We start from the raw sequence: 24,077 nt of genomic DNA, 5'->3' as shown, positions 1-24,077 counted from the left end.
CGCCGCCAATTGCCCAGCGCCGCCAGACGGAGCACCAGCCGCTCGGCCGGTTGAAATGCCAGTTGCCCTGCCCCATCTACGCTAAACGAGCCAACTGCCAGGTGCCCCCATGAGCGATCAGGACATCAACGCCGACATCGTCGAAGAAGCCACTTCCAGCCAGCGGACAGGCCTGGCGCTGCCTGGCCAGTCGCTGCCGGACAAGGTCTACATCATCCCCATCCACAACCGCCCGTTCTTCCCGGCCCAGGTGCTGCCGGTGATCGTCAATGAAGAGCCCTGGGCGGAAACCCTGGAGCTGGTGGCCAAGACCGACCACCACTGCCTGGCGCTGTTCTTCATGGAGAACCCGCCGGAAGACCCGCGCCACTTCGACACCAGCACCCTGCCCGAGCACGGCACCCTGGTGCGGGTGCACCATGCCAGCCGCGACGGCGGCAAGCTGCAGTTCGTCGCCCAGGGCCTGTCGCGGGTACGCATCCGCGGCTGGCTGAAGCGCCATCGCCCGCCCTACCTGGTGGAGGTGGATTATCCGCAAAGCCCCCTGGACCCGCGTGACGAGGTCAAGGCCTACGGCATGGCGCTGATCAACGCGATCAAGGAACTGCTGCCGCTGAACCCCTTGTACAGCGAGGAGTTGAAGAACTACCTGAATCGCTTCAGCCCCAACGACCCTTCGCCGCTCACTGACTTCGCCGCCGCCCTGACCACCGCCCCCGCCCGTGAGCTGCAGGAAGTGCTGGATACGGTGCCGGTGCTCAAGCGCATGGAAAGAGTCCTGCCAATGCTGCGCAAGGAGGTGGAGGTCGCTCGACTGCAGAGCGAGTTGTCCGCCGAGGTGAACCGCAAGATCGGCCAGCACCAGCGCGAATTCTTCCTCAAGGAACAGCTGAAGATCATCCAGCAGGAACTGGGCATCACCAAGGACGACAAGAGTGCCGACGCCGACGGCTTCCGCGCCCGCCTGGACGGCAAGGTCCTGCCCGATCAGGCGCGCAAACGCATCGACGAAGAGCTGAACAAGCTGTCGATCCTGGAAACCGGCTCGCCGGAATACGCCGTCACTCGCAACTACCTGGACTGGGCAACCGCTGTGCCCTGGGGCGTCTACGGCAAGGACCGCCTCGACCTGAAACACGCCCGCAAGGTGCTGGACAGACACCACGCCGGCCTGGACGACGTGAAGAACCGCATCCTCGAATTCCTCGCGGTGGGCGCCTTCAAGGGCGAGATCTCCGGCTCCATCGTGCTGCTGGTGGGCCCGCCCGGCGTCGGCAAGACCAGCATCGGCAAGTCCATCGCCGAATCCCTGGGCCGCCCCTTCTACCGCTTCAGCGTCGGCGGCATGCGCGACGAGGCGGAGATCAAGGGCCACCGCCGCACTTATATCGGCGCCCTGCCCGGCAAGCTGGTCCAGGCGCTGAAGGAAGTGGAGGTGATGAACCCGGTCATCATGCTCGACGAGATCGACAAGCTCGGTGCCAGCTACCAGGGCGACCCGGCCTCGGCCCTGCTGGAGACCCTGGATCCGGAACAGAACGTCGAATTCCTCGACCATTACCTGGACCTGCGCCTGGACCTGTCCAAGGTGCTCTTCGTCTGCACGGCCAACACCCTGGACGCCATCCCCGGCCCGCTGCTGGACCGCATGGAGACCATCCGCCTCTCCGGCTACATCACCGAAGAGAAGCACGCCATCGCCAAGCGCCATCTCTGGCCGCGCCTGCTGGAACGCACCGGCGTGCCGAAGGAGCGCCTGGCCATCACCGACAGCGCGCTGACCTCGGTGATCGAGGGCTATGCCCGCGAGGCCGGCGTGCGCCAACTGGAAAAGCAGCTGGGCAAGATCATCCGCAAGTCGGTGGTGCGTCTCCTGGAAGAGCCCGAGGCGAAGATCAAGGTCGGGCAGAAGGACCTGGAGCACTACCTCGGCCTGGCGCCCTTCCGCAAGGAACAGCTGCTGGCGGGCATTGGCGTGATTACCGGCCTGGCCTGGACCAGCCTGGGCGGCGCCACCCTGCCGATCGAGGCGACGCGCATCCACACCCTCAACCGCGGTTTCAAGCTCACCGGCCAGCTGGGTGAAGTGATGAAGGAGTCGGCGGAGATCGCCCACAGCTACATCAGCTCGCACCTGAAGCAGTACGGCGGCGACCCGACTTTCTTCGACCAGGCCTTCGTCCACCTCCACGTGCCGGAAGGCGCCACTCCCAAGGACGGTCCCAGCGCCGGCGTCACCATGGCCAGCGCCCTGCTCTCCCTGGCCCGCAACCAGGCACCGAAGAAAGGGGTGGCCATGACCGGCGAGTTGACCCTCACCGGTCAGGTGCTGCCCATTGGCGGCGTGCGCGAGAAGGTCATCGCCGCGCGCCGGCAGAAGATCTTCGAGCTGATCCTGCCCGAGGCCAACCGCGGCGCCTTCGAGGAGCTGCCGGACTACCTAAAGGAAGGCGTGACCGTGCATTTCGCCCGCCGCTTCAGCGATGTGGCCAGGGTGCTGTTCGACTGAGCCGGCCCTTGTAGGAGCGAATTCATTCGCGATTGAAATCGCTCCCACAGCCTCCGCGCGAATCTCCCGGTGCGCACGGCGCACCCTACGACCCCAGTCCCAACACTCGGCGCAGTCTCTTTTCGATCCGAGCCTACGCAAGGGCGGAGCCAGCCGGTATGCTGGCTCCGCCCTTGATGACGGAGCCGCCGATGTCACTCGCCCCCGCCCCTCGCCTGCTGTTGCCCCTGGGCTTCGCCCTGCTCGCCGGCTGCGCTCAGCAGCCGACCGGTCCCGTGGTGATCCAGGACCAGCAGAGCGATTGCCCGCTTGATCTCAGCCAGGGCCAACCCCTGGTGCTGACCCTGCCCAGCAACCCCACCACCGGCTTCCGCTGGGTGGTGCGCGATGCCGCCACCAACGTGCTGCAGAGCCTCGGCCCGGAGGTCTACTCGACGCCGGAAGACGCGGGCCTCGTGGGCAGCGCCGGCCAATCCACCTGGCGCTTCAAGGCGAGCCAACCTGGTGAAGGCCGCCTGCACCTGGATTACCAGCGCCCCTGGGAGACCGACGTGGCGCCGGCCGAGTCCTTCGACTGCCAGGTCAGCGTCAAATGACCGCTTCGCTGGCGTCCGCCGCCTGGCGGGCGCAACGGCGTACTTCCATAGTCGTGCCCTGACGAACTCGCGGGGCGCCTATGGGCACCTTGATCTTCGGGCTGGCCGGCGTGCTGGCCTTCCTCACCGGCCGTACGCTGGAACTGGACGGGTTGTGTTTCTGGAGCAAACCGCTGCCCATCCTGGCGCTGCTGTTCTGGTTGCGCGGTGCCCCGGTGGGCCCCTACCGACACTGGATCGCCGTCGGACTGTCGCTGTCGATGCTCGGCGACATCCTGCTGGAGTGGCCCACCGACCTTTTCGTCTTCGGCCTTGGCGCCTTCCTGCTTGCCCACCTGGCCTACCTGCGCGCCTACCTGCTGGCCAGCCGCCAGCTCGCACCGCTGCCGCTGCTGGCGGCTGCCGCCGCCGGCGGAGCCATATTCGCCCTGCTCGCCACTGGCGGTCTGGGCAACCTCCTGCTACCCGTGGCCTGCTACGCACTGGCCATCAGCGCCATGCTCTGGCGTGCCCTTGCCCGCCTGGGTGCGGGTCTGGACCGCCAGTCGGCGCTCCTGGCTGCCGGGGGCGCGACGCTCTTCGTGATTTCCGACAGCCTGATCGGCATCAATCGTTTCGTATCCCCTTTCGCCAGCGCGAGTTACCTCATCATCCTCAGTTACTGGCTCGGTCAATGGGGAATAGCCGCCTCGGCGATGACTCGCGAACCCACTCTCCACCGCTCGGAAAAACCGTCGGCAGCTGAGTCGGAAATCGGCTATAGGAATTAGGCGGACACTCAAATACGGAGCGTGCGATGGGCGGTCTGATGCGACTGTGGGGTTTGCTGTGCTGGACAGTTCTTCTCGCAGGTTGCGGAAGTCTGCTGCCCAGCGAGCGCGCCGAAGTACTGTCGCCGTTTCGGGATTACACCGATGCGGAGATCCGCTACTCCCAGGCGCAGCCGGGTATAACGACGCGGACCGAGCTGTTCTCCCTGGGTTTCGACCCGCTCATCCAGGGCAACGGCAAGATGCTCTCCTTCATCGACGTGCGCCTGATGTTCGTACAACCCAACGTCCCCATCAACTACCTGCCCGACGGCCTGATGAAGTGCCTGGAAGCCAAGGACCGCTGCATCGGCTATGCCTTCGAGTTCACCAAGACCGACACCCAGCGGGTGGGCAGCTTCTGGGCCGACATCTTCAACTTCCGCAAAAACCGCGAGCTGCAGGGCTGGGTGTTCCGCGCGGTGTTCGTGCTGGTGGACGATGTGGTCGTGCACAAGGTGAGCAATGGCGAGCCGAACATCCGCCGCTTCGAGGTCAAGCGCAACCCGCTGGGCCCCCTGCAGGGCGCGGGCGAGTTCTTTTCCGACCAGTTGAAGTAGGGGTGGTTTGGCCGCGCCGCGCAGTCCGCTAGAATGCCGGCCTTTTCCGCTGCTGGTACCGGCCCGTGACCAAAAGTCCCGATCGCATCTACGCCACCCCCCAGGCACAAGTCACCGACTTCGCTTTCAACGAGGACGTGGTCCGCGTCTTCCCGGACATGATCAAGCGCTCGGTACCGGGCTACCCGACGATTGTCGAGAACATCGGCGTGCTGGCCGCCCAGTTCGCCCAGGCCGGCACTCCGCTCTACGACCTGGGCAGCTCGCTCGGCGCCGTGACCCAGGCACTGCGCCGACACGTGAAAGCCGAAGGTTGCCGGGTCATCGCTGTGGATAACTCCAACGCCATGGTGGAGCGTTGCCGTGAATACCTGCACGCCCAGGACTCCATGTTCCAGGAACTGCTGCCGGTGGAGGTGCTGGAAGCGGACATCCTCACCCTGGACCTCCAGCCCTGCTCCCTGGTGGCGATGAACTTCACCCTGCAGTTCGTGCCCCGCGAGCAGCGCCAGGAACTCCTCGCCCGCATCCGCCAGGCGCTGCTGCCCGGCGGCGCGCTGATCCTCTCGGAGAAGCTGCGCTTCGAGGACGCCGACGAACACCAGTTGCTCACCGACCTGCATATCGCCTTCAAGCGCGCCAACGGCTACAGCGAGCTGGAAATCGCCCAGAAACGCAGCGCCCTGGAGAATGTCATGCACCCCGACAGCTTCGAGGAGCACCGTGCACGTCTACTGGCGGCCGGCTTTTCCAAGGTCGTGCCCTGGTTCCAGTGCCTCAACTTCGCCTCGCTGATCGCCCTGCCATGATTCGTACGCTGGACCTCGACGCCCTGCAGCAACAGCTGGCGGGCACTCTCCTGCAAGACTGGGCAGCCGACCTGCCCGGGCAACTCGATGCCAAGCTGGCGGTCGGCCATGGCGACCTGGAGCGCTGGAGCGCCGCGGTCAATGCCCTGCCCCCACTGCAGCCGGCAGAGATCGAACTGGCGCAGCGCTTCCTGCTGGACGGTCCCTGCGACGAGGCGACTCGCGCCGCATTGAAAACTGCGCTGCAGGGGCTGATCCCCTGGCGCAAGGGGCCCTTCGAACTGTTCGGCGTGCACGTCGATACGGAATGGCGCTCGGACTGGAAATGGTCACGAGTGGCGCCCCATCTCGACCTGCGCGGCCGCCGCGTGCTGGATGTCGGCTGCGGCAATGGCTACTACCAGTGGCGCATGCTCGGCGCCGGTGCCGACAGCGTGGTGGGCATCGACCCGAACTGGCTGTTCTTCTGCCAGTTCCTCGCCATGAAGCGCTTCCTTCCCGAGCTGCCGGCCTGGCACCTGCCGCTGGCGCTGGAAGAGTTGCCGCCGCGGCTGGAAGGCTTCGACACGGTGTTCTCCATGGGCGTGCTTTACCACCGCCGTTCGCCCATCGACCATCTCTTCGACCTGAAAGACTGCCTGCGCCGGGGCGGCGAACTGGTGCTGGAAACCCTGGTGGTGGAAGGCGATGCCCAGCAGGTGCTGATGCCCGAGGACCGCTACGCGCAGATGCGCAACGTCTGGTTCCTGCCGTCGGTGCCCGCCCTGGAGCTCTGGCTGCGCCGCGCGGGCTTCGTCGACGTACGCTGCGTGGATGTCAGCTATACCAGCGTCGAGGAACAGCGCAGCACCGAGTGGATGCGCTTCCAGTCGCTACCCGAATTCCTCGACCCCGCCGACCACAGCCGCACCATCGAAGGCCTGCCGGCCCCGGCACGCGCCGTGCTGATCGCGCGCAAGCCCTGATCGGCCGAGGCCGCTTCGCCGCCTTTCGCGCATCAGAACCGAACCCGGCCCGCCGAATCCAGCGGGCCTCGGTTTCCCTTACCCCAGTCCTGTCCGCCGGAAGAGGGAGCCGCTCCTTACAGCGGATCGATTTCTTCTATTCATTCGCTGCACCGGGCTGACTGTCACCCCTGAAAGGCGCTGGCGCGATATTCCCTGGGCGACTGCTCGAAGTGCTTCTTGAAGGTCCGGCTGAAATGCGCCGAGTCGGTGAAGCCCCAGCGAAATGCGATGTCGGTGATGGACTCGTTGCGCAAGCGCGGGTTGGAAAGGTCCGCGGCGCTGCGTTTCAGGCGCGACCGCTGGATGAAGCGGCAGACGCTGTCGCCCTGCTCCTCGAACAGGCGGTAGAGCTGGCGCACCGAGATGTTCAGCTGTTTGGCCAGGGACAAGGGCGTCAGGCCGGGCTCGGAAAGGGACTGGTCGATCAGCTGCCGGGCCATGCTGCGCAGGCCGGCGATGTGAGAGCCGTCGCTTTCGCTGCCAGGGTGGCCCTGCTGCTGCCTCAAGGTCGGCGCCAGCAGTGCGATCAACGCTTCCTGCAGGGCATCGCCCTCCTCCAGGCCGGCGCAGTCGTCCAGTTCGCCGCCGCAGATCTGCTCCACCAGGGTACGCAGTACGCGGCCGCTGGCGCAGTGCTGGGAGAGCTTGCCGAACTTGGGCCGGCTCTCCGGCATGTGGCGGCAGACTTCCTCGCGGGACAGGTGGAAGGACGCATGCTCGATCAGGCCGTGGGGGACTATTTCGCAGGCCCTGGCCGAGTCCATCAGGGCCATGTCGCCGGGTGCCAGTTCGATGCTCTCCCCGCCCTGGCGCAACTGGGCGCGACCGCTGCGCTGGACGATGAGGAAGCAGTGGCGGTCGTCTTCATGGTCGATGGACGTGCGCTGGCGGCTGATCACGCCGGCATTGGTGCGAATCTGCGCCACCTCCAGCCCGGACAGGTCCTGGCGAGCGATTTCGCCGATGAACAGACCGTGGTTGAGGGTGGGACGCGACTCGAAGCGGCCGCAGACGCCCTGCAGGGCGCGGAGCCAGGAATCGAAATCTTGGGGGCGGGCGGCTTGGTCGACCACAGGACACCTCCGAAGCGGGCAAATGCCACGGTTGTTTTTATGGCGACATTATTAACATGTTATCTATTTGCCCGACAAGGAACCTGCCCGGCACGGCTTAGATTGTTGTCACCTAAGCCAGGTGTGTGCCTGAGCAAACGAAAAGGGGGTGGAAGCTCCCCCTCAGTGGCTGCCGAGAATGCCCTGCAAGGCGCGGAAGGCCTGCAGCAGGTGCTGGCGCTGTACGGGTGCGAGGCGGATGTAGCGGCGAAAGCTCGGCATGCGGCTGACCACCTCGCTCGCCCCCATGTGTTCGAGGCGGACGACCCAGTGCCGCCCCTCCCACTCGATCCACAGGCGCTTGAAGTCCAGCGGCATCAGCGCTGCGAGCAGCCCGGCATCGCCCTGCAGGCGGGCGAGCAGCCCGTCCAGCTCCTGGGCATCCCCCGCGCGGACCTTGCAGGCGAGGCCCTGGCGGCGAATCGCCCCGTGGTGGTTCACCTTGATCCTGGCGCTACCGGACGTGGCGGCCGGCACCCGGAGGACGAATTCGGTCACCACCAGGTGCATGAGGAACTGCGCCTGGACGACTTCCCGCACCTCGAAGTCCAGTTCCCCATCGGCGCTGGTGAAGCGCGCCGTTGCCGCGTCCAGCGGCTCGGCGCGCAAGGGCGAAAGGTCGCGCTGCACCTGCATGAGCGTGGCCCCCGGCCGGTAGCCGGAGGGCGGCCGCCGCCAATACTCAGACAGGCTTGGAAACATGGCCGAAATGCTCATCGGATTGGATGCCGGGCTCGCTGCGAAACTCCTTCTCCAGTACCTCCTCCACCGGCACCGGGGTGAACGGATTGACCTTCTGTACCACCAGCGTCCAGAACAGCGCGTAGGCGGCGGTGAGGCCGAGCATCACGCCAAAGGGGATGTAGATGTCGCTCGGGTTCATGCCCGGCGGTGTGATGTACCAGAGGCCAATGAGGATGCCGATGCTGGAGACGATCTGCGGCAGCGGGAACCAGGGCGAGCGATAGGCGCGCGGCAGGTCGGGGCGACGGATGCGCAGCATCACCACCGAGACGGTCACCAGCAGGTAGGCCGTGCTCCAGGCGCAGACCGCGGCCAGCACCAGGTTGAAGATCTTGTCGGTATTACCGCCCAGCCACCAGGCGTGCACGCAGGGAATCAGCATGGCCACGGCGATGCACACCAGCGGCGTCTTGAAGCGCGGGTGCAGGTAGGTGAATACCTTGGGAAGCGCACCGTCCACCGCCATGCCGTACATGATGCGCGGCAGGCCGGCCATCAGCGTGTTGATGGTAGCGGCGCCGGCGAACAGGAAGCCGATGCCCAGCCAGATCGGGCCGATATCCCCCATCACCTGCTGGGCGAACTGCGGGATCGCCATGGGCGTATCCAGCAAGTGCACGCCAGTGGCTTCGTCGAGCAGCGCGTTCTCCACCTGACGCTTCATCGCCGCGCCGTAGATGAACATGCAGGACGCCACGCCCAGCAGCCCCAGGGCCATGGCCCGTGGCAGGGTCCAGGCGGAACGGCGCACTTCGGGGGCCAGCGGCGTGACGAACTCGCAGCCGACGAACATGAACATGGCCATGCCCACCAGGGACAGGATGGTGGTCAGGTCAGTGCCGATCAGGGACACCCCGAACCAGCCATCCAGCTCCACATGGGGGGCAGAGAGCAGACCGGCGAGGCCGAAGATCATCAGCGTGGTCCACATGCCGAAGGTGAGAATCACCTCGGCCTTGCTGAACACGGTGATGCCGAAGGCGTTGAGGATACCGAAGGCGACCACGAAGCCAACCCCCAGCAACCAGGCGCCGCCAGCCGACTCGGCCAGGGTGTTGAGGTGCTCGAAGTTCACCAGCGCCATGACCCCGGAGAGGATGGTTTCGGCGGTGCCGGCGAAAACGTGGACGATGAGGTAGGCCGAGATGGTTCCGGTGATGGCGAAGAAACGGCCCATGCCGCAAGAGATGTAGTCGTACACCGAGCCGGTGGTTGGCAGGATCGATGCCGCCTCGGCGAAGGTGGTGGATTGCGCCAGCATCATTACGGCAGCAATCAGCATGGCCACGGCGAAAGCGCTGCCGCCGATGCCGAAGCCCATGGTGGCGGTGAGGATCACCGGGCTGGCCATGATCAGGCCGACGGTACTGGCGAGCGCGGTGGGGAACCCGACCGTGCCGCGCTCCAGGTGTGCTGCGAGTCTTGCGTTGATGGACATGGTGCTGGACCTCGAAGACGGATGTTGTCGTTGTTAGGGTTCAAGGCATGTGAAAGGCCGGGCCCCCACGCGGGCCCGGCGAAAGGTCATCGGAGGCGGCTGCCTCCTGCGGTGCGGCTCAGTACGCGATGCACACCGACTTGTTCTCGGTGAAGGCTTCGATGGCGGCGTGGCCCATCTCGCGGCCGATGCCGGACTGCTTGAAGCCGCCGAAAGGCATGGACGGGTCGAGCAGGTTGTGGGCGTTGACCCAGACGGTGCCGGCCTTCAAACGCGGGATCAGGCCCATCACCTGCTTCAGGTCGTTGGACCAGATGCTGGCGGCCAGGCCATAGGGGCTGTCGTTGGCCAGCTTCACCACCTCGTCGATCTCGTCGAAAGCAGTGGCCACCAGCACCGGTCCGAAGATTTCCTCGCGCACCACCTGCATGTCCGGCCGCACATTGGCGATCACCGTCGGCTTGACGAAGAAGCCCTGCTCGCCGAAAGCCTCCCCGCCGCAGATGACGCTGGCGCCCTGTGCTCGAGCGCCGTCGACCATGCCCAGCACGCGGCGTTGCTGCTTCGCGGAAATCAGCGGGTTGATCTGCGCGCTCGGGTCCATGCCCGGGCCGATGCTGAGTCCATTGGCAATGCCGTGCAGGCGTTCCAGCACCTGGTCGAAGGACTTGCGCTGCACATAGAGGCGCGAACCGGCGGTGCAGACCTGGCCGTTGTTGAAGAAGATGGCCCCGGCGGCGCCAGCGGCGGCGTTGTCCAGGGCGGTGTCGTCAAGCACGATCACCGGCGACTTGCCGCCCAGCTCCAGGGTGAAGCGGGTCATGTTTTCCACAGCGGCATGGCCGATCAGCTTGCCCACCGGAGTCGAGCCGGTGAAGGCCAGCTTGTCGATGCCCGGATGCGCCGCCAGCGCCGCGCCAGCCTCGGCGCCGACACCAGTGACTATGTTCACCACCCCCGCGGGAATCCCCGCCTCCAGGCACAGTTGGCCCAGACGCAGGGCGGTGAGCGGGGTTTCGTCCGCCGGCTTGAGCACCACGGTGCAGCCGCAGGCCAGGGCCGGGACGACTTTCCACAGCGCCATCATCAGCGGAAAGTTCCAGGGCACGATGGCGCCCACCACGCCCACCGGCTCCGGCACCGTGTAGGCGCGAAACTTGCCGCCGGGAATGGCGCCGATGGAGACATCCAGGCTCCTGCCCTCGATCTTGGTCGCCCAGCCGGCCATGTAGCGCACGTACTCGACGCCCGCGCCCACCTCGATGGCCCGCGACAGGTTGATCGACTTGCCGTTGTTCAGGGTCTCCAGTTGCGCCAGCTCTTCGCCGTGGGCTTCCAGCAGATCGGCGAGCCTGAGCAGCAGACGCTCGCGGTCCGCCGGGCGCTGTTGCGCCCAGCTGCCCTCGAAGGCGCGGCGGGCGGCGGCGACCGCCAGGTCCACATCCTTGGCGCCGGCGACAGCGACGCGGGCCAGCTCTTCGCCGGTGGCGGGGTTGAATACGGGCATCTCGGCACCGGACAGGGCCGGGCGCGATTCCCCGTCGATCAGCAGGCCGTGGCGAGCCCGCACGAAGGCGGCGACTTGGGGTTCCAGGGCAAGGGTCATCTCGAATCCTCTGTTGCGCTCGGCCGTGTCAGCCGGGATTTGCGGAAGGTCGAGAGCACTCTGCGACAAACCCGGCCGGCGTTCTTGACCCTGCCTGCCGGGGGATTTGCCATTGTCTGCCAGTGCACCGGCAGACAGAGACAACCGCCTGGGCAGGGAAAGACAAGCGTCATTTCCCACTATGGCGGACAAGAGGGCCGAGGCAGTCTGGAACCACCGCCTCGCGTCCCCCACAAGAATAAGGACCGTTGCCATGCTCAAGACCTCACGCCCGCTGCTGTTCGGCCTCGCCCTGCTCCTCGGCGCGCCGTTCGCGCAAGCCGACCCGGCCGCCCTCTACCCGCCCTACCTAGCGGCGACGCGCCTGCAACTGGCCGACTATCTGCCGCCGCCTCCCGCCGCCGACTCGCCCATCGCCCAAGCCGACCTCCAGGCCGTGCTCGACGCCCAGGCCGCGCGCAATACCGCACAGGTGAACAAGGTGCGGGCCGACGACCAGTGGGAGGACGGCGTCTTCCCCTTTGCCGCCGACCTGCTCGGCAAGGGTTTCGCGGTGGAGCGATTGCCGCTGACCCGCGCGTTCTTCCGCCGCACCCAGGAGGACCTGGTGCAGGTGCTGATGCCGGCCAAGCAGCATTTCGACCGTCCCCGCCCCTACGAGGCGGATGCGCGGATCAAGCCCGTGCTGCCGCCGCCGGAAGGCGACTCCTACCCCAGCGGCCACAGCATGAACGCTTACCTCAACGCCACGCTGCTGGGCATGGCGGTGCCGGAGAAACGCGCCGAGTTGTTCGACCGCGCACAGGAGCACGCAGGCAGCCGGGTGATCGCCGGGGTGCACTACCCCAGCGACCTGCGGGGCGGGCAAATCGCCGCCGCGGCGCTGGTGGCCAACCTGCTGTCGGACCCGCAGGCCGCCGCCGACTTCGCACTGGTGCGGCAGGAGATACGCGCGGCAGTGGAACCAACCGAGGATTAGGCAGGGTGAGGCAACCCCACTGGCAGGGACAGACAAGACGTCTCCGGCCGATTGCGGCACAAATGGCCCACACAGCCGCACCGCTGCACGAAAGGAGAATTCATTGTGAGCACCAAAGACACCGCCTTCTGGCACCCCATGCTGCACCCCAACGAAATGAAGCAGCGCGAACCCATCCGCATCCTCCGTGGAGAGGGCTGCTTCGTCTTCGACGACAAGGGCAATCGCCTTGTGGATGGCGTGGCCGGCCTGTGGAACGTCAACGTCGGCCACGGCCGTCCGGAGATCAAGGCGGCCATCAGCGCCCAGCTGGACGAACTGGAATACTTCCAGCTGTTCGACGGCGTCAGCCACCCGCGAGCAGAGGAACTCTCGCGCCTGGTGATCGACATGCTGGAGCCGGAAGGCATGCGCCGCGTAGCCTTCAGCTCCGGCGGCTCGGACGCCGTGGAAACCGCGCTGAAGCTGGCTCGCCAGTACTGGAAGCTGCAGGGCCAGGCCGACCGCACCAAGTTCATTTCCCTGCGCCAGGGCTACCACGGCACCCACTTCGGCGGGGCCTCGGTGAACGGCAACACAGTATTCCGCCGCAACTACGAGCCGCTGCTGCCGGGTTGCTTCCACGTCGACACGCCCTGGCTGTACCGCAACCCCTACAGCCAGGACCCGGAAGAGCTGGGGCAGATCTGCGCCGACATCCTCGAGCGCGAGATCCAGTTCCAGAGCCCGGACACCGTGGCCGCCTTCATCGCCGAGCCGATCCAGGGCGCGGGCGGCGTGATCGTTCCGCCGGAGAACTACTGGCCGCTGATCCGCAAGGTCTGCGACAAGTACGGCGTGCTGCTGATCGCCGACGAGATCGTCACCGGCTTCGGCCGTTCCGGCTCCATGTTCGGCAGCCGCCTGTGGGGCGTGAAGCCGGACATCATGTGCCTGGCCAAGGGCATTTCCTCGGGCTACATCCCGTTGGGCGCCACGGTGGTCAACGAACGCATCGAGCAGGCCTTCGCCGGCAACGGCAACTTCACCGGCGCCATCATGCACGGCTACACCTACTCGGGGCACCCAGTGGCCTGCGCCGCTGCCCTGGCCAACCTGGACATCGTGCAGAAGGAAAACCTGCCGGCCAATGCCGCCAGGCAGGGTGATTACCTGCTGAAGAGCCTGGCGTCCTTCCCCGAGCGCTTCGCCGCAGTGGGCGAAGTGCGCGGCAAGGGCCTGATGGTGGCCCTGGACCTGGTCGCCGACAAGACCACCCGCGAGCCCATCGATCCCATGGGCGGCTACGCCAACCGCGTCGCCGAGATCGCCCGCGCCAATGGCGTGATGGTGCGCCCGGTGGGCACCAAGATCATCCTCTCGCCGCCCCTGGTGATCGAGCAGGAACAGATCGACACCATCGTCAATGCGCTCGCCATCGGCTTCCAGGAAGCCCATCTGTGACCCACCTGGAGCGCGGCCAAGGCCGCGCTCCTTCGTTCGGGAGCAGCGCCATGCACGACGACTTCGGCCTGCACTGCCTGCAGGCCTTCGGCCAGGTGGTCCCGGCCTCCTGCTTCGCCTTCTACCGGGTCGACGCGCAGCTGCGTGCCCGGGACTTCCAGTTGCTGCGCATGGACGCCCGCACCCACCGCGACTACCTCGACCACTACCGCGACTTCGATCCGCTGCAGCCGGCCCTCTGCCGCGACGAACGACGTGCCGTGGTGCCCCTGCGGGAAGCCATGGCGCGCCAGGCGGGGGATTCGCAGCGCATCTACCAGGGCTTCCTCGCCCGCCACGGCATCCGCGATGTAGTGGAAGTGATCGCCCATGATCGCCAGCGGCCGGTAGTGGGCATCTCCCTGCTGCGCACCGGCAACCTCTCGCCTTTCGACGCCGAAGAACTGCAGCGCCTCGACGGCCTGCGCGGCCTGCTGGACCTGGCCGTGCGCCAGTTGCCGGAGGCGCCGCCGGAGAGCGGAGCCCTCGCCGCCTTCACCCCACGGGAACAGGAAATCGCCCTGCTCTTGCGCGAAGGTTTGTGCAACAAGGACCTCGCCCGCCAACTGGACCTGGGCCTGGCGACGGTGAAGACCCACCTCATCCACCTGTTCCGCAAGACCGGCGCGCGCAGCCGGACCGAGTTGGTGAGAAAGCTCTTCCCGTAGGATGGGTGGAGCCTGCGATACCCATCAGCCCGTCACGCTGAATGATGGGTATCGCTCCGCTCCACCCATCCTACGGAAACGATCCGTGCCTCAGGGGAACAACCTGCGCAGCGGGCACGTAGGATGAGCCGGGCGGCGCTCCGCAAGCGGAGCGATACCCATCGCTTTGGCGCCTCAGACGGAGGAGAAGCAGTTATCCACAAAGAGGTGCGCCCCGCTGACGAAGGACGCCTCGTCCGACGCCAGGAACAGCGCTGCCCGCGCCACCTCCTCCGGCTCGCAGAGGCGCCCCTGCTGCAGGGAAATGGCCGCTTCGCTGGCCTCCACGCCCATGGCCTGCAGCTCCTTCATCTCGCGAATGCCGTGGGCCGTGCGGATGAAGCCCGGCGCCACGGCGTTGCAGCGGATGCCGCGGTCGCGGAACTCCACCGCGATGGCCCGGGCGAACATCTGGCAGGCGCCCTTGGTGGCGTTGTAGACCACCTCGCCTGGCGTGGCGTACTCGGCCGAGATGGACGAGGTGCAGACGATGCTGCCCTTGCCCTTGGCCAGCATCTGCGGCAGCACGGCGCGGGTCATCAGATACATGCTCTTGACGTTGACCGCCATCAGCCAGTCCCACTCGTCCTCCTCGACATCGAGGAAAGGCTTCACGATCAGGGTGCCGGCGTGATTGAACAGCACATCCGCGCCACCGAACGCGGCCTCCCCCGCCGCCACCGCGGCCTTCACCTCATCGGCACGGGAGACATCGGCGCCCACACCTATCGCCTCACCGCCGGCGGCCTTGATCTGCCTGGCCAGCTCCCGGGCGGCATCGCCATTGCGGTCGACTATCACCACCTTGGCCCCCTCAGCGGCGAACAGGCGGCTGGCGGCCTCGCCGCAACCGCCAGCGCCACCACTGATAATGGCGACCTTGTCGAGCAACCGTGGTCTTGCTGCGTGCATGGCGCGCACCTCGCTGAAAGGGGGACGGTCAGACCAGCGTAGTCCAGGCAGGCTCCTCAACCTTCCGGTTGATACCGGCGGCGAGACGTGGAGGCGAACATCTCCCACACCACCACCCAAACGGAGATGCCCCATGACCACCCAACCCGAATGGATCACCGTCGGCGCCCTGGCCGACGGCTTTGCACCCGAAGCCTTCATCCTGCCGAACCTGGCGGACCTCGCCGGCAGGACCTTCACCCTGCACTTCGCCAACGGCTGGCAAATCGAGCATCGCTTCGGCGCCGAACAGTTGGACTGGACCCTGCTCGATGGCAGTGCCAGCGGCGAGGCGACCTACCGCGCGACCTCGGTGCGCGAAGGCCTGTACCTGGTGGACTTCCTCAAGGAAGAGGACGGCCGCAGCGTCTCCGTCAGCCTGGTGCTGGATATCGCCCATGCCGCCTTCACCGCCGTGATCGGGCAGATGCCCAGCGAGGCGGAGTGCCGTGGCGACCTGTTCAGCAAGGCCCTCTCCGGCCGCGAGCTGACCTGCGTGAAAGCCGAGTTCCTGCACGGCAGCCTCGACCACCCCTACCAGGAAGACTGCTGCCCCCATGCCCCGACCCGTGAGCTGGTGGGCCTGCGCAACCTCTACCGCTACAGCCCCAGCGAGGTCTACGAGCACATCTACCTCAACGAGAACTTCTACAGCTGGCAATGCCTCAAGGGCGTCGAGCAGGGGCTCGCGGACACTGATCGCTGCCACACGTACAAGATCGCCGAGGAGCTGTACCTGTTCGTCTGGCGCGAGAAGATCATCCCTACCCTCGGTGTGGTGCTGATCGACCTGAGGAACCACCGCAGCGACGGCAAGATCTGCGGCTATGCCGGCGGCGACTTCGGCCAGTTGTCGAACTTCCCGGTGAGCTCCCACTGCAGCGTGCTCAACCGCACGGAGTACCCGTTGTGAAGGGCCGCACCATAGTCGTCACCGGCGCCGGCACCGGCATAGGCGCGGCCTGCGCCCGGCGCCTGGCCGCCGACGGCGCCAACCTGGTGCTCATCGGCCGCCGCCGCGAACCGCTGGAACAGGTCGCCGCGGAAACCGGCGGCCTCGTACTGACCGGGGATGCCGCCAGTAGCGCCGGCTGGCAGGGCTTCATCGGGCAGATCCTCGACCGCTTCGGCGGCATCGACGGCCTGGTCGCCAATGCCGGCGGCCATGGCCTGGGCAGCGCTACGGAAACCTCCGACGATGCCTGGCAGGCCGCCCTGCACAGCAACCTCGACAGCGCCTTCCACAGCGCCAGGGCTTGCCTGCCGGCACTGGTCGAACGTCGCGGCGCCATTGTGCTGATGGCCTCCATCGCCTCCCTGGCGGCGGGTGCCGGCGTCTGCGGCTACACCACCGCCAAGCACGCCCTGCTCGGCCTGACCCGCTCCCTCGCGCGGGACTATGGCCCGCAGGGGGTACGGGTGAACGCCGTCTGCCCCGGCTGGGTGCGCACGCCCATGGCCGACGCGGAAATGCAGCCGCTGATGGCGCATTACGGCGAAAGCCTGGACGCAGCCTATGCCCGAGTCACGGCCGAGGTGCCATTGCGCCGGCCAGCCACCGCCGAGGAGATCGCCAGTGCCTGCCGCTTCCTGCTCTCGGACGAGGCCTCGATCATCACCGGCGCTACCCTGGTGGCCGATGGCGGTTCGAGCATCGTCGACGTGCCGACATTGGCGTTCGGGCGAGTGTGATCCTGTGGGTTCGAATTCATTCGAAAAGGGCCGCAACACGGCCCCGAAGGTCACGACACAGGCAGGCCCTCAGCCTTTCCCCCAAAAGGCAAGGGTCTGGCGGCGGCCCTATCCTTTCGGGCTCTTGCTGAAGTACACCACCCCGGGGAGCCCTTTGAAATGCGCATCGCAGGTCAGCAGTTCCGCCCCTGACTGCCGCGCGGTCGCATAAACCACCGCGTCGGCCGTCGCCAGGCGGTGCTGGCGGTGCAGGTCCGCAGCCAACAGCGCAATACGGGTATCCAGTGCCGCCACCTGGCATTTTTCCGTGTAGGCGATCACACGGTCGGCCTCGTCTTCGCCCACTTCGCGCACCAGCCATTTGGCAAGTTCCAACTGCACCATGGTCGGCACGATGCACTTGTCCCGCTCGGGAAACTCCTGGCGCAATCGCCGCCCCAGATCACTACCCAGCAGCCACTCGATCCAGGCGGAGGTATCCACCACCCTCAACGCTTCCGCCATCAGAAGCGATCCTCCCTGTCGCGGTACTCCTCCGCGCGGGCGCCCTTGGCAATCCCCATGAGCTCGTCGAGTTCAGGCACCGGCATCACCAGCACCCCCTTGCCCTTGGGAATGAAGACGAACTCCTGCCCGGCTTCCCAGTGCAGCTCTTCGCGCACGGCCTTGGGGATGGATATCTGGAACTTGCTGGAAAGGGTGGCGGTAGCGGGCATGTCATACCTCTTTCGCATCGACTGGAAAAACGTAAGAGTCACTATATCCCCCAGGCTTTCACCTGCGGTACTCCCTGATCACGAATTGCCCAAGCGCTCCCCCAACAGGCATCCTGATCCACTCCCAAGCGTCGGCACATCACCGTGAACACCCCAAGCCAACTGGCCGCCATCCCCATCCTCGACCTCGGCCGCGACTACGACCAGCGCTACGCCGACGCCGACCTGCACTACGACGCCCACGGCCACCTGTCCGCCGTATTCGGCCGCAGCGTCGCGGTGCATCGGCACGACCGCTTCTTCCAGGTGCACTACATGGTCCGCGGCCAGGTGCACGTCTACCTGGACGACACGCCCTACCGCCTGCAGGGCCCCATGCTGTTCTTCACCCCGCCGGGGATTCCCCATGCCTTCGTCACCGACGCCGAGTGCGAAGGCCATGTGATCACGGTGCGCCAGCAACTGGTCTGGCAGCTGTTCGGCGGCGGGCAGAACGCCGCCGGGCTGGACCCGCGCCTGGAACGTCCGCTGTGCGTCGACCTGGGCAATCGCGACGGCGAACTGGCGGACGACGCGCGACAGCTGGATAGCCTGTTCCACTTGCTGCAACGGGAGTTCGCCACCGACCGTCCGGGCCGCGAGCTCAACCTGCATGCCCTGGTGCGCCTGATCCTGGTGACCCTGCTGCGCTTCTCCGACAGCGCCCAGCCCGACTGGCCGGTGCACCGCCCGGACCTGCTGCTGTTCCATCGCTTCAACCAGCTGGTAGAGCAGCACTTCCACGAGCACTGGCCCCTGCCCCGCTATGCCGAGAAGTTGGGACTGACGACCGCGCGTCTCAACCTGGTCTGCCGGCGCCTGGCCGACATGTCCGCCAAGCGCCTGGTGTTCGAGCGGCAGACCCAGGAAGCCCGGCGCCTGCTGCTGCACAGCGGCCTGTCGATCAACGAGATCTGCTTCGCCCTGGGCTTCAAGGACCCGGGCTATTTCTCGCGCTTCTTCACCCAGCAGGTGGGCCTGAACCCCCGTGATTATCGGGCTCGCGGCCTGGAAGACGGCCTTGCGAAAAATACAAGTTTTACGACCTAAGCTTCATTCAGCCCGGAAGGCCTGGACGCCATGATTCTCCGCAGCCGATCCGGCATTCCATAACTACAAGTAGCGGAGATAACGCATGAACCCCGAAGACCTGCGCGCGGCCGGCGACCGTCCCTTTACCGGCGAGGAATACCTGGCCAGCCTGCGCGACGATCGCGAGATCTACATCTACGGCGACCGGGTGAAGGACGTCACCACCCACCCCGCCTTCCGCAATTCCGCCGCTTCCATCGCCCGCCTCTACGACGCCCTGCACGACCCGGAGACGAAGGACAAGCTGTGCTGGCCTACCGATACCGGCAACAGCGGCTACACCCACAAGTTCTTCCGCATCGCGAAAACCGCGGATGAGCTGCGCGAGCAGCGCGACGCCATCGCCGACTGGGCACGCCTGTCCTACGGCTGGATGGGCCGCACGCCGGACTACAAGGCCGCCTTCGGCGCCGTGCTCGGCGCCAACCCGGAGTTCTACGGCGACTTCGCCGGCAACGCGCGGGCCTGGTACAAGCGCATCCAGGAGTCCTGCCTGTACCTGAACCACGCCATCGTCAACCCGCCCATCGACCGCGACAAACCCAGCGACGAGGTGAAGGACGTGTTCATCCGCGTGGTGCGTGAGGTTGAAGGCGGCATCATCGTGAAGGGCGCCAAGGTGGTGGCCACCAACTCGGCCCTGACCCACTACAACTTCATCGGCTTCGGCTCCGCCCAGGTGATGGGCGACGACCCGGACTTCGCCCTGATGTTCATCGCCGCCATGAACAGCCCGGGTCTCAAGCTGATCTGCCGGCCGTCCTACGAGCTGCAGGCCGGCCTCACCGGCTCGCCCTTCGACTACCCGCTGTCCAGCCGCTTCGACGAGAACGACGCCATCCTCATCCTCGACGACGTCTTCGTGCCCTGGGAGAACGTGCTGGTCTACCGCGACTACGACCGCTGCCGCCGCTTCGCCAGCGCCGGGGGCTTCGGCCGCCTCTACCCGATGCAAGGCTGCACCCGCCTGGCGGTGAAGCTGGACTTCATCGCCGGCCTGTTGACCAAGGCGCTGGAATGCACCGGCTCCCTGGAATTCCGTGGCGTCTCGGCGCAGGTCGGCGAGGTCATCGCCTGGCGCAACCTGTTCTGGTCGCTGACCGACGCCATGTGCGGCGCGCCGGAGCTACAGAGTGGCTGGAGCACGCCGGCGCTGCTGCCGAGCAACCAGGCCCAGCAGGTCTACCGGGTGATGGCGCCCACCGCCTACCCGGCGATCAAGAAGATCATCGAGCAGACCGTGGCCAGCGGCCTGATCTACCTGCCCAGCGGCGTGCGCGACTTCGCCAATCCGGAGCTGGACCGTTACCTGGCCACCTACTGCCGGGGTTCCGGCGGCATGGACCACCATGCGCGAGTGAAGGTGCTCAAACTGCTCTGGGACGCCATCGGCAGCGAGTTCGGCGGCCGCCACGAACTCTATGAGATCAACTATGCCGGCAATCAGGACGACATCCGCCTGCAGACCCTCGCCTACGCCCGCGCCTCCGGTGCCCTGGCCGGCATGCAGGGCCTGGTGGACCGCTGCATGGCCGACTACGACGAACAGGGCTGGACGGTACCGCACCTGACCAACCCCGACGACATCAACGCCCTCGACCGCATCCGCCAGTGACCCGGAGGACCTCGCCATGAACCGACTCGATCCCCGCCAGCAGGCCTTCCGCGAAGCCATGGCGCACCTCTGTGCCGCCGTCAGCGTAGTCACCAGCGACGGCCCCGCCGGGCGCTGCGGCATCACCGCCACGGCGGTCTGCTCGGTCACCGACACGCCGCCGACGCTGATGCTCTGCATCAACCGCAGCAGCGCGCTGAACCCGGTGTTCAAGGCCAACGGCCGGCTCTGCGTAAACGTGCTGGCCAGCGAGCACGAGGACGTGGCCAAGCACTTCGCCGGCATGACCCGGGTGGAGATGGAGCAGCGCTTCGGCCTCCACGACTGGCAACTGGAACCGGACGCCCAACCGCGCCTGGCCGGCGCCCTGGCCAATCTCCAGGGCCGCGTGGCGGAAGTGCGGGAAGTGGGCACCCACTCGGTGCTGCTGGTGGAACTGGACGATATCCGGGTGCGCGACCGGGGCGACGGCCTGGTCTACTTCAGCCGCGCCTTCCACCACCTGCAACGGCCGAGCGTCGCGGCCTGAGGCCTGTGGGGGCACACTCTGTGGGAGCGATTTCAATCGCGATGCAGGTCAACGAGCTGCCCTATCTCCCTAGGACGGCCTCGCCGTCCTTTCGCGAATGAATTCGCTCCTACAGGGCCGCTTCGAGGCCCTTTTCGAATGAATTCGAACCCACAGAAAAACCAGGCCCGAGGCCACACCTTGTGGGGGCGAATTCATTCGCGAAGCGGGACGAAGTCCCGCCTATGGAAACTCCCCTGGGGGCCACTTCGCGACCCTTTTTCGAATGAATTCGAACCCACAGGAAGGCACGTGACGTTAAGATATTAACCTTCTCCTCCCGCCCAGCCCGTAGTCGCCCCGATGTCCGAACCCCGTCCCTGGCCCGCCGCCATCCGCGCCCTGCGCCACCGCAACTTCCGCCTGTACTTCGCCGGCCAGGCCGTCTCCACCCTGGGCAGTTGGCTGCAGCAGGTGGCGCTGGCCTGGCTGGTCTACCGCCTCACCGGCTCGGCGGCGCTGCTCGGCATCACCACCTTCGCCTCGTTGCTGCCACAACTGCTGGTGGGCCCGCTAGCCGGCGCGTGGATCGACCGGCATGACAAGCGCCGCCTGCTGATCGGCGTGCAGGGCCTGCTCGGCCTGCAGGCCGTGGCCCTGGCGGGGCTGACGGCGAGCGGGCTGATCGGCCCGACACTGATCGTCGCCATGGCCACCCTGCTCGGCGTGCTCAACGCCTTCGACACGCCCCTGCGCCAGTCCCTGCTCAGCCAGTTCGTCAGCGGAAAGGAGGACCTGCCCAACGCCCTGGCGCTGAACGCCATGCTGTTCAACAGTTCGCGCTTCATCGGCCCGCCGCTGGCCGGCCTGCTGCTGGGCTTCACCAGCGAGGCGACCTGCTTCGCCCTCAACGCCCTCTCCTACCTGGGCCTGGCCGCCGGGCTGCTGGTGATCCGCATGGCCCCCACGCCACGCGCCCAGGGCTCCACCGGCGATGTGTTCCGCGAAGGCCTGCGCTACATCGCCGGCCGCCCACCGATCCGCCTGATGATGACCAGCGTGCTGGTGGTCAACCTCACCGCCTCCAGCTATGCAGTGCTGCTGCCGGTGTTCGCCAAGGACATCTTCGCCGGCGACGCGCGCACCCTCGGCTGGCTCTGGGGCGCCGCCGGCCTGGGCTCGCTGCTGGGCACCGCGTTCCTCGCCAATCGCCATGCCCTGCCGGGGCTGGTGACCAGCATCATGGCCTGCGCCCTGGCCGGTGGCGCCGGGTTGCTGGCCTTCGCCGCCAGCGAACAGCTCGCCCTCTCGCTGCTGGCTATGGCGGTGCTCGGTTTCGCCATCACCAATTGCAACGTGGGCACCAACATCCTCCTGCAGAGCCTGGCGCCGGAACACCTGCGTGGCCGGGTGGTGGCGCTCTATACCTCGACGCGCTTCGGCTTCGACGCCATCGGCGGCCTGCTGGTGGGCGTGCTCGCCGAACAGGTCGGCGCGCCCTGGGCCATGGCCAGCGCCGGCGCGCTGCTGCTCGGCTATTGCGCCTGGCTACTGCCGCGCCAGCGCTGGCTGGGCCGGGAGATCGCGGCGGCACCGAAGGAGGATGGCTGAGCAACTGGGCTGATGATTCCAATGGTGGACAGAAAAGCGCTGTCCACCCGACGCGAGAAGCCACTCGTAGGGTGCGCTGCGCGCACCGGAATCCCGTGCCGAGGTCCTGGTGCGCACAGCGCACCCTACCAACATGCTAAAGCGTGGCTCCCCGCCGCAAACCACCATGGTGGACAGCAAGGAGTCGCCCAGCGGTGGAAATCGCGAAACGATTTCCACCGCTGGGAGCCAAGGCTCAACGCCGAACTCAGGCCACCGCAGGCTCGGCGCACAGAGCCAGGCGAAGGGCGGCGAAGGAGCCCGCACCGCAGAGCGCGACGATCAGGCACATGGGCAGTGGCGAGCCGTCATGCATGGCCCCCACCAGGGCGCTGGCCAGGGCGCCGAGGCCGAACTGTCCGGCCACCGCCAGCGCCGCAGCGGCGCCGGCACGCTGAGGGAACAGCGCCATCAGGCTGGCGATGGCGTTGGCGCCGAGCATGCCGGTGACGCTGACGTACAGCAGCAGGCCGACGGCGATCCCCATCCAACCTGGGGCCGGCTGGCTGGCGGCGACAAGCAGCCACAGCCCGGCCAGGGCAGAAACGGCCGAACCCCGGCGCAGCAGGGTCTCCGGCCCCAGGCGCCCCACCAGGCGGGCATTGAGGGAGGTGGCGACTATCACCCCGGCGATATTGGAACTGAACAGCAGCGCGTACTGGTTCGGGCTGAAGCCGAAGTGCTCGATGAAGACGAAGGGCGAGCCGGTGATGTAGGCGAACATGCCGGCGAAGGACAGCTCCATGCACAGCATCAACCCCACCGCACGCGGGTTGCGGAGGATCGCAAGGTAGGCGGCGAAGGCGCTGCCCAGGGAATGCCCGCGCGCTTCGCCCCGGTGGGTTTCCGGCACCCGCAGCCAGACCGCCAGGCCACACAGGGTGGCGAAACCCAGCAGGCCCACGAAAATCGCGCGCCAACCGGCCAGCTGCATCAGCCAGCTGCCCAGCAGCGGCGCCACCAGGGTGGCGAGCATGGTCACCAGGTGCATCAGCGACAGCACCCGCGCCGACTGCTGCAGGGGGAACAGGTCGCGCACCATGGCCCGCGCCAGCACCGAGGCCGCCGCGCCGCCGAGGGCCTGCAGGCCGCGCCAGAGCAGGAGCTGGTCGGCGCTGGTGGCCAGGGAGCAGCCGAGGCTGGCGGCGACATAGAGGGCGATTCCGCCGAGCAGCAGCGGGCGCCGGCCGAAGCGGTCCGACAGTGGCCCGTAGAAGAGCATGCCGAGGCACAGCCCCACCAGGAACACACTGATGCTGTGCTGCACTTGCGCCTCACTGGCGGCGAGGTCGCGCGCCAGGGTGGGCAGGCTCGGCAGGTACATGTCGATGGACAGGGGCGCGAAGGCCACTAACGCGGCCAGCAGGACGATCAATCCACGGCCGGCCGGGAGGGGCTGGTTCATCGGGAGTCTCCGCGACGGCGGTGAGAAGGCGGGCCGCCGCACGGCCCGCAT

Annotated in this window: 23 protein-coding genes; 15 read left to right on the top strand and 8 right to left on the bottom strand. The window is 66.9% G+C overall.

Going from position 1 to position 24,077, the window contains the following annotated elements; genetic code table 11:
- Nucleotides 1-109 precede the first annotated feature (109 nt).
- The 6 genes from lon to cmoB all read left to right on the top strand — a co-directional run bounded on the left by lon (nucleotide 110) and on the right by cmoB (nucleotide 6,248).
- The gene (gene lon / locus E8F11_RS03865; RefSeq protein WP_280287484.1) at nucleotides 110-2,509 is read left to right on the top strand and encodes an endopeptidase La; all 2,400 of its coding nucleotides are present in this window, start codon (nucleotides 110-112) and stop codon (nucleotides 2,507-2,509) included.
- A gap of 191 nt (nucleotides 2,510-2,700) precedes the next feature.
- Nucleotides 2,701-3,105: a protease inhibitor I42 family protein gene (locus tag E8F11_RS03860; protein WP_280287483.1), complete on the top strand. Its 405-nt coding sequence runs from the start codon at nucleotides 2,701-2,703 to the stop codon at nucleotides 3,103-3,105.
- 80 nt (nucleotides 3,106-3,185) lie between these two features.
- A complete protein-coding gene (locus tag E8F11_RS03855) occupies nucleotides 3,186-3,875 on the top strand; it encodes a lysoplasmalogenase (protein ID WP_280287482.1) in 690 nt (229 codons plus the stop codon).
- A gap of 26 nt (nucleotides 3,876-3,901) precedes the next feature.
- Nucleotides 3,902-4,474 (top strand): hypothetical protein, encoded by a 573-nt coding sequence (locus tag E8F11_RS03850; protein ID WP_280287481.1) that lies wholly within the window; start codon nucleotides 3,902-3,904, stop codon nucleotides 4,472-4,474.
- A 65-nt stretch (nucleotides 4,475-4,539) separates the two neighbouring features.
- Nucleotides 4,540-5,283, top strand: coding sequence for a carboxy-S-adenosyl-L-methionine synthase CmoA (cmoA, locus tag E8F11_RS03845; RefSeq protein WP_280287480.1), 744 nt, complete (start codon nucleotides 4,540-4,542; stop codon nucleotides 5,281-5,283).
- Nucleotides 5,280-6,248, top strand: a complete 969-nt coding sequence (cmoB, locus tag E8F11_RS03840; RefSeq protein ID WP_280287479.1) for a tRNA 5-methoxyuridine(34)/uridine 5-oxyacetic acid(34) synthase CmoB — start codon at nucleotides 5,280-5,282, stop codon at nucleotides 6,246-6,248. Before cmoA ends, cmoB begins: the two co-directional genes overlap by 4 nt.
- Before the next feature lie 164 nt (nucleotides 6,249-6,412).
- Here cmoB and feaR read toward each other — a convergent pair whose 3' ends face one another.
- From feaR to E8F11_RS03820, 4 genes are all read right to left on the bottom strand, one after another.
- Entirely contained in the window at nucleotides 6,413-7,363 is a 951-nt protein-coding gene (gene feaR, locus E8F11_RS03835) for a transcriptional regulator FeaR (RefSeq protein ID WP_280287478.1), read from the bottom strand.
- A 162-nt stretch (nucleotides 7,364-7,525) separates the two neighbouring features.
- Nucleotides 7,526-8,038, bottom strand: a complete 513-nt coding sequence (locus E8F11_RS03830) for a DUF3156 family protein (protein WP_280287477.1) — start codon at nucleotides 8,036-8,038, stop codon at nucleotides 7,526-7,528.
- A 46-nt stretch (nucleotides 8,039-8,084) separates the two neighbouring features.
- Nucleotides 8,085-9,584 carry an APC family permease gene (locus tag E8F11_RS03825; RefSeq protein ID WP_280287476.1) on the bottom strand — a complete coding sequence of 500 codons (1,500 nt, stop codon included), beginning with the start codon at nucleotides 9,582-9,584 and terminating at the stop codon, nucleotides 8,085-8,087.
- Between the two features lie 118 nt (nucleotides 9,585-9,702).
- A complete protein-coding gene (locus tag E8F11_RS03820; protein ID WP_280287475.1) occupies nucleotides 9,703-11,190 on the bottom strand; it encodes an aldehyde dehydrogenase family protein in 1,488 nt (495 codons plus the stop codon).
- Between the two features lie 253 nt (nucleotides 11,191-11,443).
- Here E8F11_RS03820 and E8F11_RS03815 point away from each other — a divergent pair, with 253 nt between their 5' ends.
- The 3 genes from E8F11_RS03815 to E8F11_RS03805 all read left to right on the top strand — a co-directional run bounded on the left by E8F11_RS03815 (nucleotide 11,444) and on the right by E8F11_RS03805 (nucleotide 14,319).
- Nucleotides 11,444-12,169 carry a phosphatase PAP2 family protein gene (locus E8F11_RS03815; protein ID WP_280287474.1) on the top strand — a complete coding sequence of 242 codons (726 nt, stop codon included), beginning with the start codon at nucleotides 11,444-11,446 and terminating at the stop codon, nucleotides 12,167-12,169.
- Between the two features lie 105 nt (nucleotides 12,170-12,274).
- Nucleotides 12,275-13,612: an aspartate aminotransferase family protein gene (locus E8F11_RS03810; RefSeq protein WP_280287473.1), complete on the top strand. Its 1,338-nt coding sequence runs from the start codon at nucleotides 12,275-12,277 to the stop codon at nucleotides 13,610-13,612.
- A gap of 50 nt (nucleotides 13,613-13,662) precedes the next feature.
- Nucleotides 13,663-14,319: a LuxR C-terminal-related transcriptional regulator gene (locus E8F11_RS03805; RefSeq protein ID WP_280287472.1), complete on the top strand. Its 657-nt coding sequence runs from the start codon at nucleotides 13,663-13,665 to the stop codon at nucleotides 14,317-14,319.
- A gap of 174 nt (nucleotides 14,320-14,493) precedes the next feature.
- On the opposite strand, the gene E8F11_RS03800 is transcribed toward E8F11_RS03805, so the two are convergent.
- Complete coding sequence (locus E8F11_RS03800; protein ID WP_280287471.1) at nucleotides 14,494-15,270, bottom strand: glucose 1-dehydrogenase; 777 nt, start codon at nucleotides 15,268-15,270, stop codon at nucleotides 14,494-14,496.
- A gap of 133 nt (nucleotides 15,271-15,403) precedes the next feature.
- Here E8F11_RS03800 and E8F11_RS03795 point away from each other — a divergent pair, with 133 nt between their 5' ends.
- Nucleotides 15,404-16,222, top strand: coding sequence for a molybdenum cofactor biosynthesis F family protein (locus E8F11_RS03795; RefSeq protein WP_280287470.1), 819 nt, complete (start codon nucleotides 15,404-15,406; stop codon nucleotides 16,220-16,222).
- The gene (locus E8F11_RS03790; RefSeq protein WP_280287469.1) at nucleotides 16,219-17,001 is read left to right on the top strand and encodes an SDR family oxidoreductase; all 783 of its coding nucleotides are present in this window, start codon (nucleotides 16,219-16,221) and stop codon (nucleotides 16,999-17,001) included. The genes E8F11_RS03795 and E8F11_RS03790 overlap by 4 nt, the downstream gene beginning before the upstream one ends.
- 108 nt (nucleotides 17,002-17,109) lie before the next feature.
- Here the strand turns inward: E8F11_RS03790 and E8F11_RS03785 are convergent, their stop codons facing one another.
- Together E8F11_RS03785 and E8F11_RS03780 are read right to left on the bottom strand one after the other, a co-directional pair.
- Entirely contained in the window at nucleotides 17,110-17,505 is a 396-nt protein-coding gene (locus E8F11_RS03785) for a type II toxin-antitoxin system VapC family toxin (RefSeq protein WP_280287468.1), read from the bottom strand.
- A complete protein-coding gene (locus tag E8F11_RS03780; protein WP_280287467.1) occupies nucleotides 17,505-17,717 on the bottom strand; it encodes an AbrB/MazE/SpoVT family DNA-binding domain-containing protein in 213 nt (70 codons plus the stop codon). The genes E8F11_RS03785 and E8F11_RS03780 overlap by 1 nt, the downstream gene beginning before the upstream one ends.
- Before the next feature lie 144 nt (nucleotides 17,718-17,861).
- Between E8F11_RS03780 and hpaA the strand changes: the two genes are divergently transcribed.
- The 4 genes from hpaA to E8F11_RS03760 all read left to right on the top strand — a co-directional run bounded on the left by hpaA (nucleotide 17,862) and on the right by E8F11_RS03760 (nucleotide 22,582).
- On the top strand, nucleotides 17,862-18,806 hold the full coding sequence (gene hpaA, locus E8F11_RS03775; protein ID WP_280287466.1) for a 4-hydroxyphenylacetate catabolism regulatory protein HpaA: 945 nt from the start codon (nucleotides 17,862-17,864) through the stop codon (nucleotides 18,804-18,806).
- Nucleotides 18,807-18,891: 85 nt separating this feature from the next.
- Entirely contained in the window at nucleotides 18,892-20,463 is a 1,572-nt protein-coding gene (gene hpaB, locus E8F11_RS03770) for a 4-hydroxyphenylacetate 3-monooxygenase, oxygenase component (protein ID WP_280287465.1), read from the top strand.
- A 16-nt stretch (nucleotides 20,464-20,479) separates the two neighbouring features.
- A complete protein-coding gene (gene hpaC, locus E8F11_RS03765; protein ID WP_280287464.1) occupies nucleotides 20,480-20,992 on the top strand; it encodes a 4-hydroxyphenylacetate 3-monooxygenase, reductase component in 513 nt (170 codons plus the stop codon).
- A gap of 342 nt (nucleotides 20,993-21,334) precedes the next feature.
- Nucleotides 21,335-22,582, top strand: coding sequence for an MFS transporter (locus tag E8F11_RS03760; protein WP_280287463.1), 1,248 nt, complete (start codon nucleotides 21,335-21,337; stop codon nucleotides 22,580-22,582).
- 247 nt (nucleotides 22,583-22,829) lie between these two features.
- Here the strand turns inward: E8F11_RS03760 and E8F11_RS03755 are convergent, their stop codons facing one another.
- Nucleotides 22,830-24,026, bottom strand: coding sequence for a Bcr/CflA family multidrug efflux MFS transporter (locus tag E8F11_RS03755; protein ID WP_280287462.1), 1,197 nt, complete (start codon nucleotides 24,024-24,026; stop codon nucleotides 22,830-22,832).
- Nucleotides 24,027-24,077 lie beyond the last annotated feature (51 nt).

It is taken from the genome of Pseudomonas sp. BN417 (assembly GCF_029871205.1).
Lineage (GTDB): Bacteria > Pseudomonadota > Gammaproteobacteria > Pseudomonadales > Pseudomonadaceae > Metapseudomonas.
This window is presented reverse-complemented; position numbering and strand designations above follow the sequence as displayed.

Excerpts from the sequence above, each read along its gene's own strand:
- hpaB (WP_280287465.1), top strand. The coding sequence starts at position 18,892 with ATGAACCCCGAAGACCTGCGCGCGGCCGGCGACCGTCCCTTTACCGGC.
- cmoB (WP_280287479.1), top strand. The coding sequence starts at position 5,280 with ATGATTCGTACGCTGGACCTCGACGCCCTGCAGCAACAGCTGGCGGGC.
- E8F11_RS03785 (WP_280287468.1), bottom strand. The coding sequence starts at position 17,505 with ATGGCGGAAGCGTTGAGGGTGGTGGATACCTCCGCCTGGATCGAGTGG.
- E8F11_RS03760 (WP_280287463.1), top strand. The coding sequence starts at position 21,335 with ATGTCCGAACCCCGTCCCTGGCCCGCCGCCATCCGCGCCCTGCGCCAC.
- lon (WP_280287484.1), top strand. The coding sequence starts at position 110 with ATGAGCGATCAGGACATCAACGCCGACATCGTCGAAGAAGCCACTTCC.
- hpaC (WP_280287464.1), top strand. The coding sequence starts at position 20,480 with ATGAACCGACTCGATCCCCGCCAGCAGGCCTTCCGCGAAGCCATGGCG.
- E8F11_RS03860 (WP_280287483.1), top strand. The coding sequence starts at position 2,701 with ATGTCACTCGCCCCCGCCCCTCGCCTGCTGTTGCCCCTGGGCTTCGCC.
- E8F11_RS03820 (WP_280287475.1), bottom strand. The coding sequence starts at position 11,190 with ATGACCCTTGCCCTGGAACCCCAAGTCGCCGCCTTCGTGCGGGCTCGC.
- E8F11_RS03830 (WP_280287477.1), bottom strand. The coding sequence starts at position 8,038 with ATGCAGGTGCAGCGCGACCTTTCGCCCTTGCGCGCCGAGCCGCTGGAC.
- E8F11_RS03805 (WP_280287472.1), top strand. The coding sequence starts at position 13,663 with ATGCACGACGACTTCGGCCTGCACTGCCTGCAGGCCTTCGGCCAGGTG.
- E8F11_RS03800 (WP_280287471.1), bottom strand. The coding sequence starts at position 15,270 with ATGCACGCAGCAAGACCACGGTTGCTCGACAAGGTCGCCATTATCAGT.
- E8F11_RS03815 (WP_280287474.1), top strand. The coding sequence starts at position 11,444 with ATGCTCAAGACCTCACGCCCGCTGCTGTTCGGCCTCGCCCTGCTCCTC.
- E8F11_RS03780 (WP_280287467.1), bottom strand. The coding sequence starts at position 17,717 with ATGCCCGCTACCGCCACCCTTTCCAGCAAGTTCCAGATATCCATCCCC.
- E8F11_RS03755 (WP_280287462.1), bottom strand. The coding sequence starts at position 24,026 with ATGAACCAGCCCCTCCCGGCCGGCCGTGGATTGATCGTCCTGCTGGCC.
- E8F11_RS03825 (WP_280287476.1), bottom strand. The coding sequence starts at position 9,584 with ATGTCCATCAACGCAAGACTCGCAGCACACCTGGAGCGCGGCACGGTC.
- E8F11_RS03795 (WP_280287470.1), top strand. The coding sequence starts at position 15,404 with ATGACCACCCAACCCGAATGGATCACCGTCGGCGCCCTGGCCGACGGC.
- E8F11_RS03850 (WP_280287481.1), top strand. The coding sequence starts at position 3,902 with ATGGGCGGTCTGATGCGACTGTGGGGTTTGCTGTGCTGGACAGTTCTT.
- E8F11_RS03855 (WP_280287482.1), top strand. The coding sequence starts at position 3,186 with ATGGGCACCTTGATCTTCGGGCTGGCCGGCGTGCTGGCCTTCCTCACC.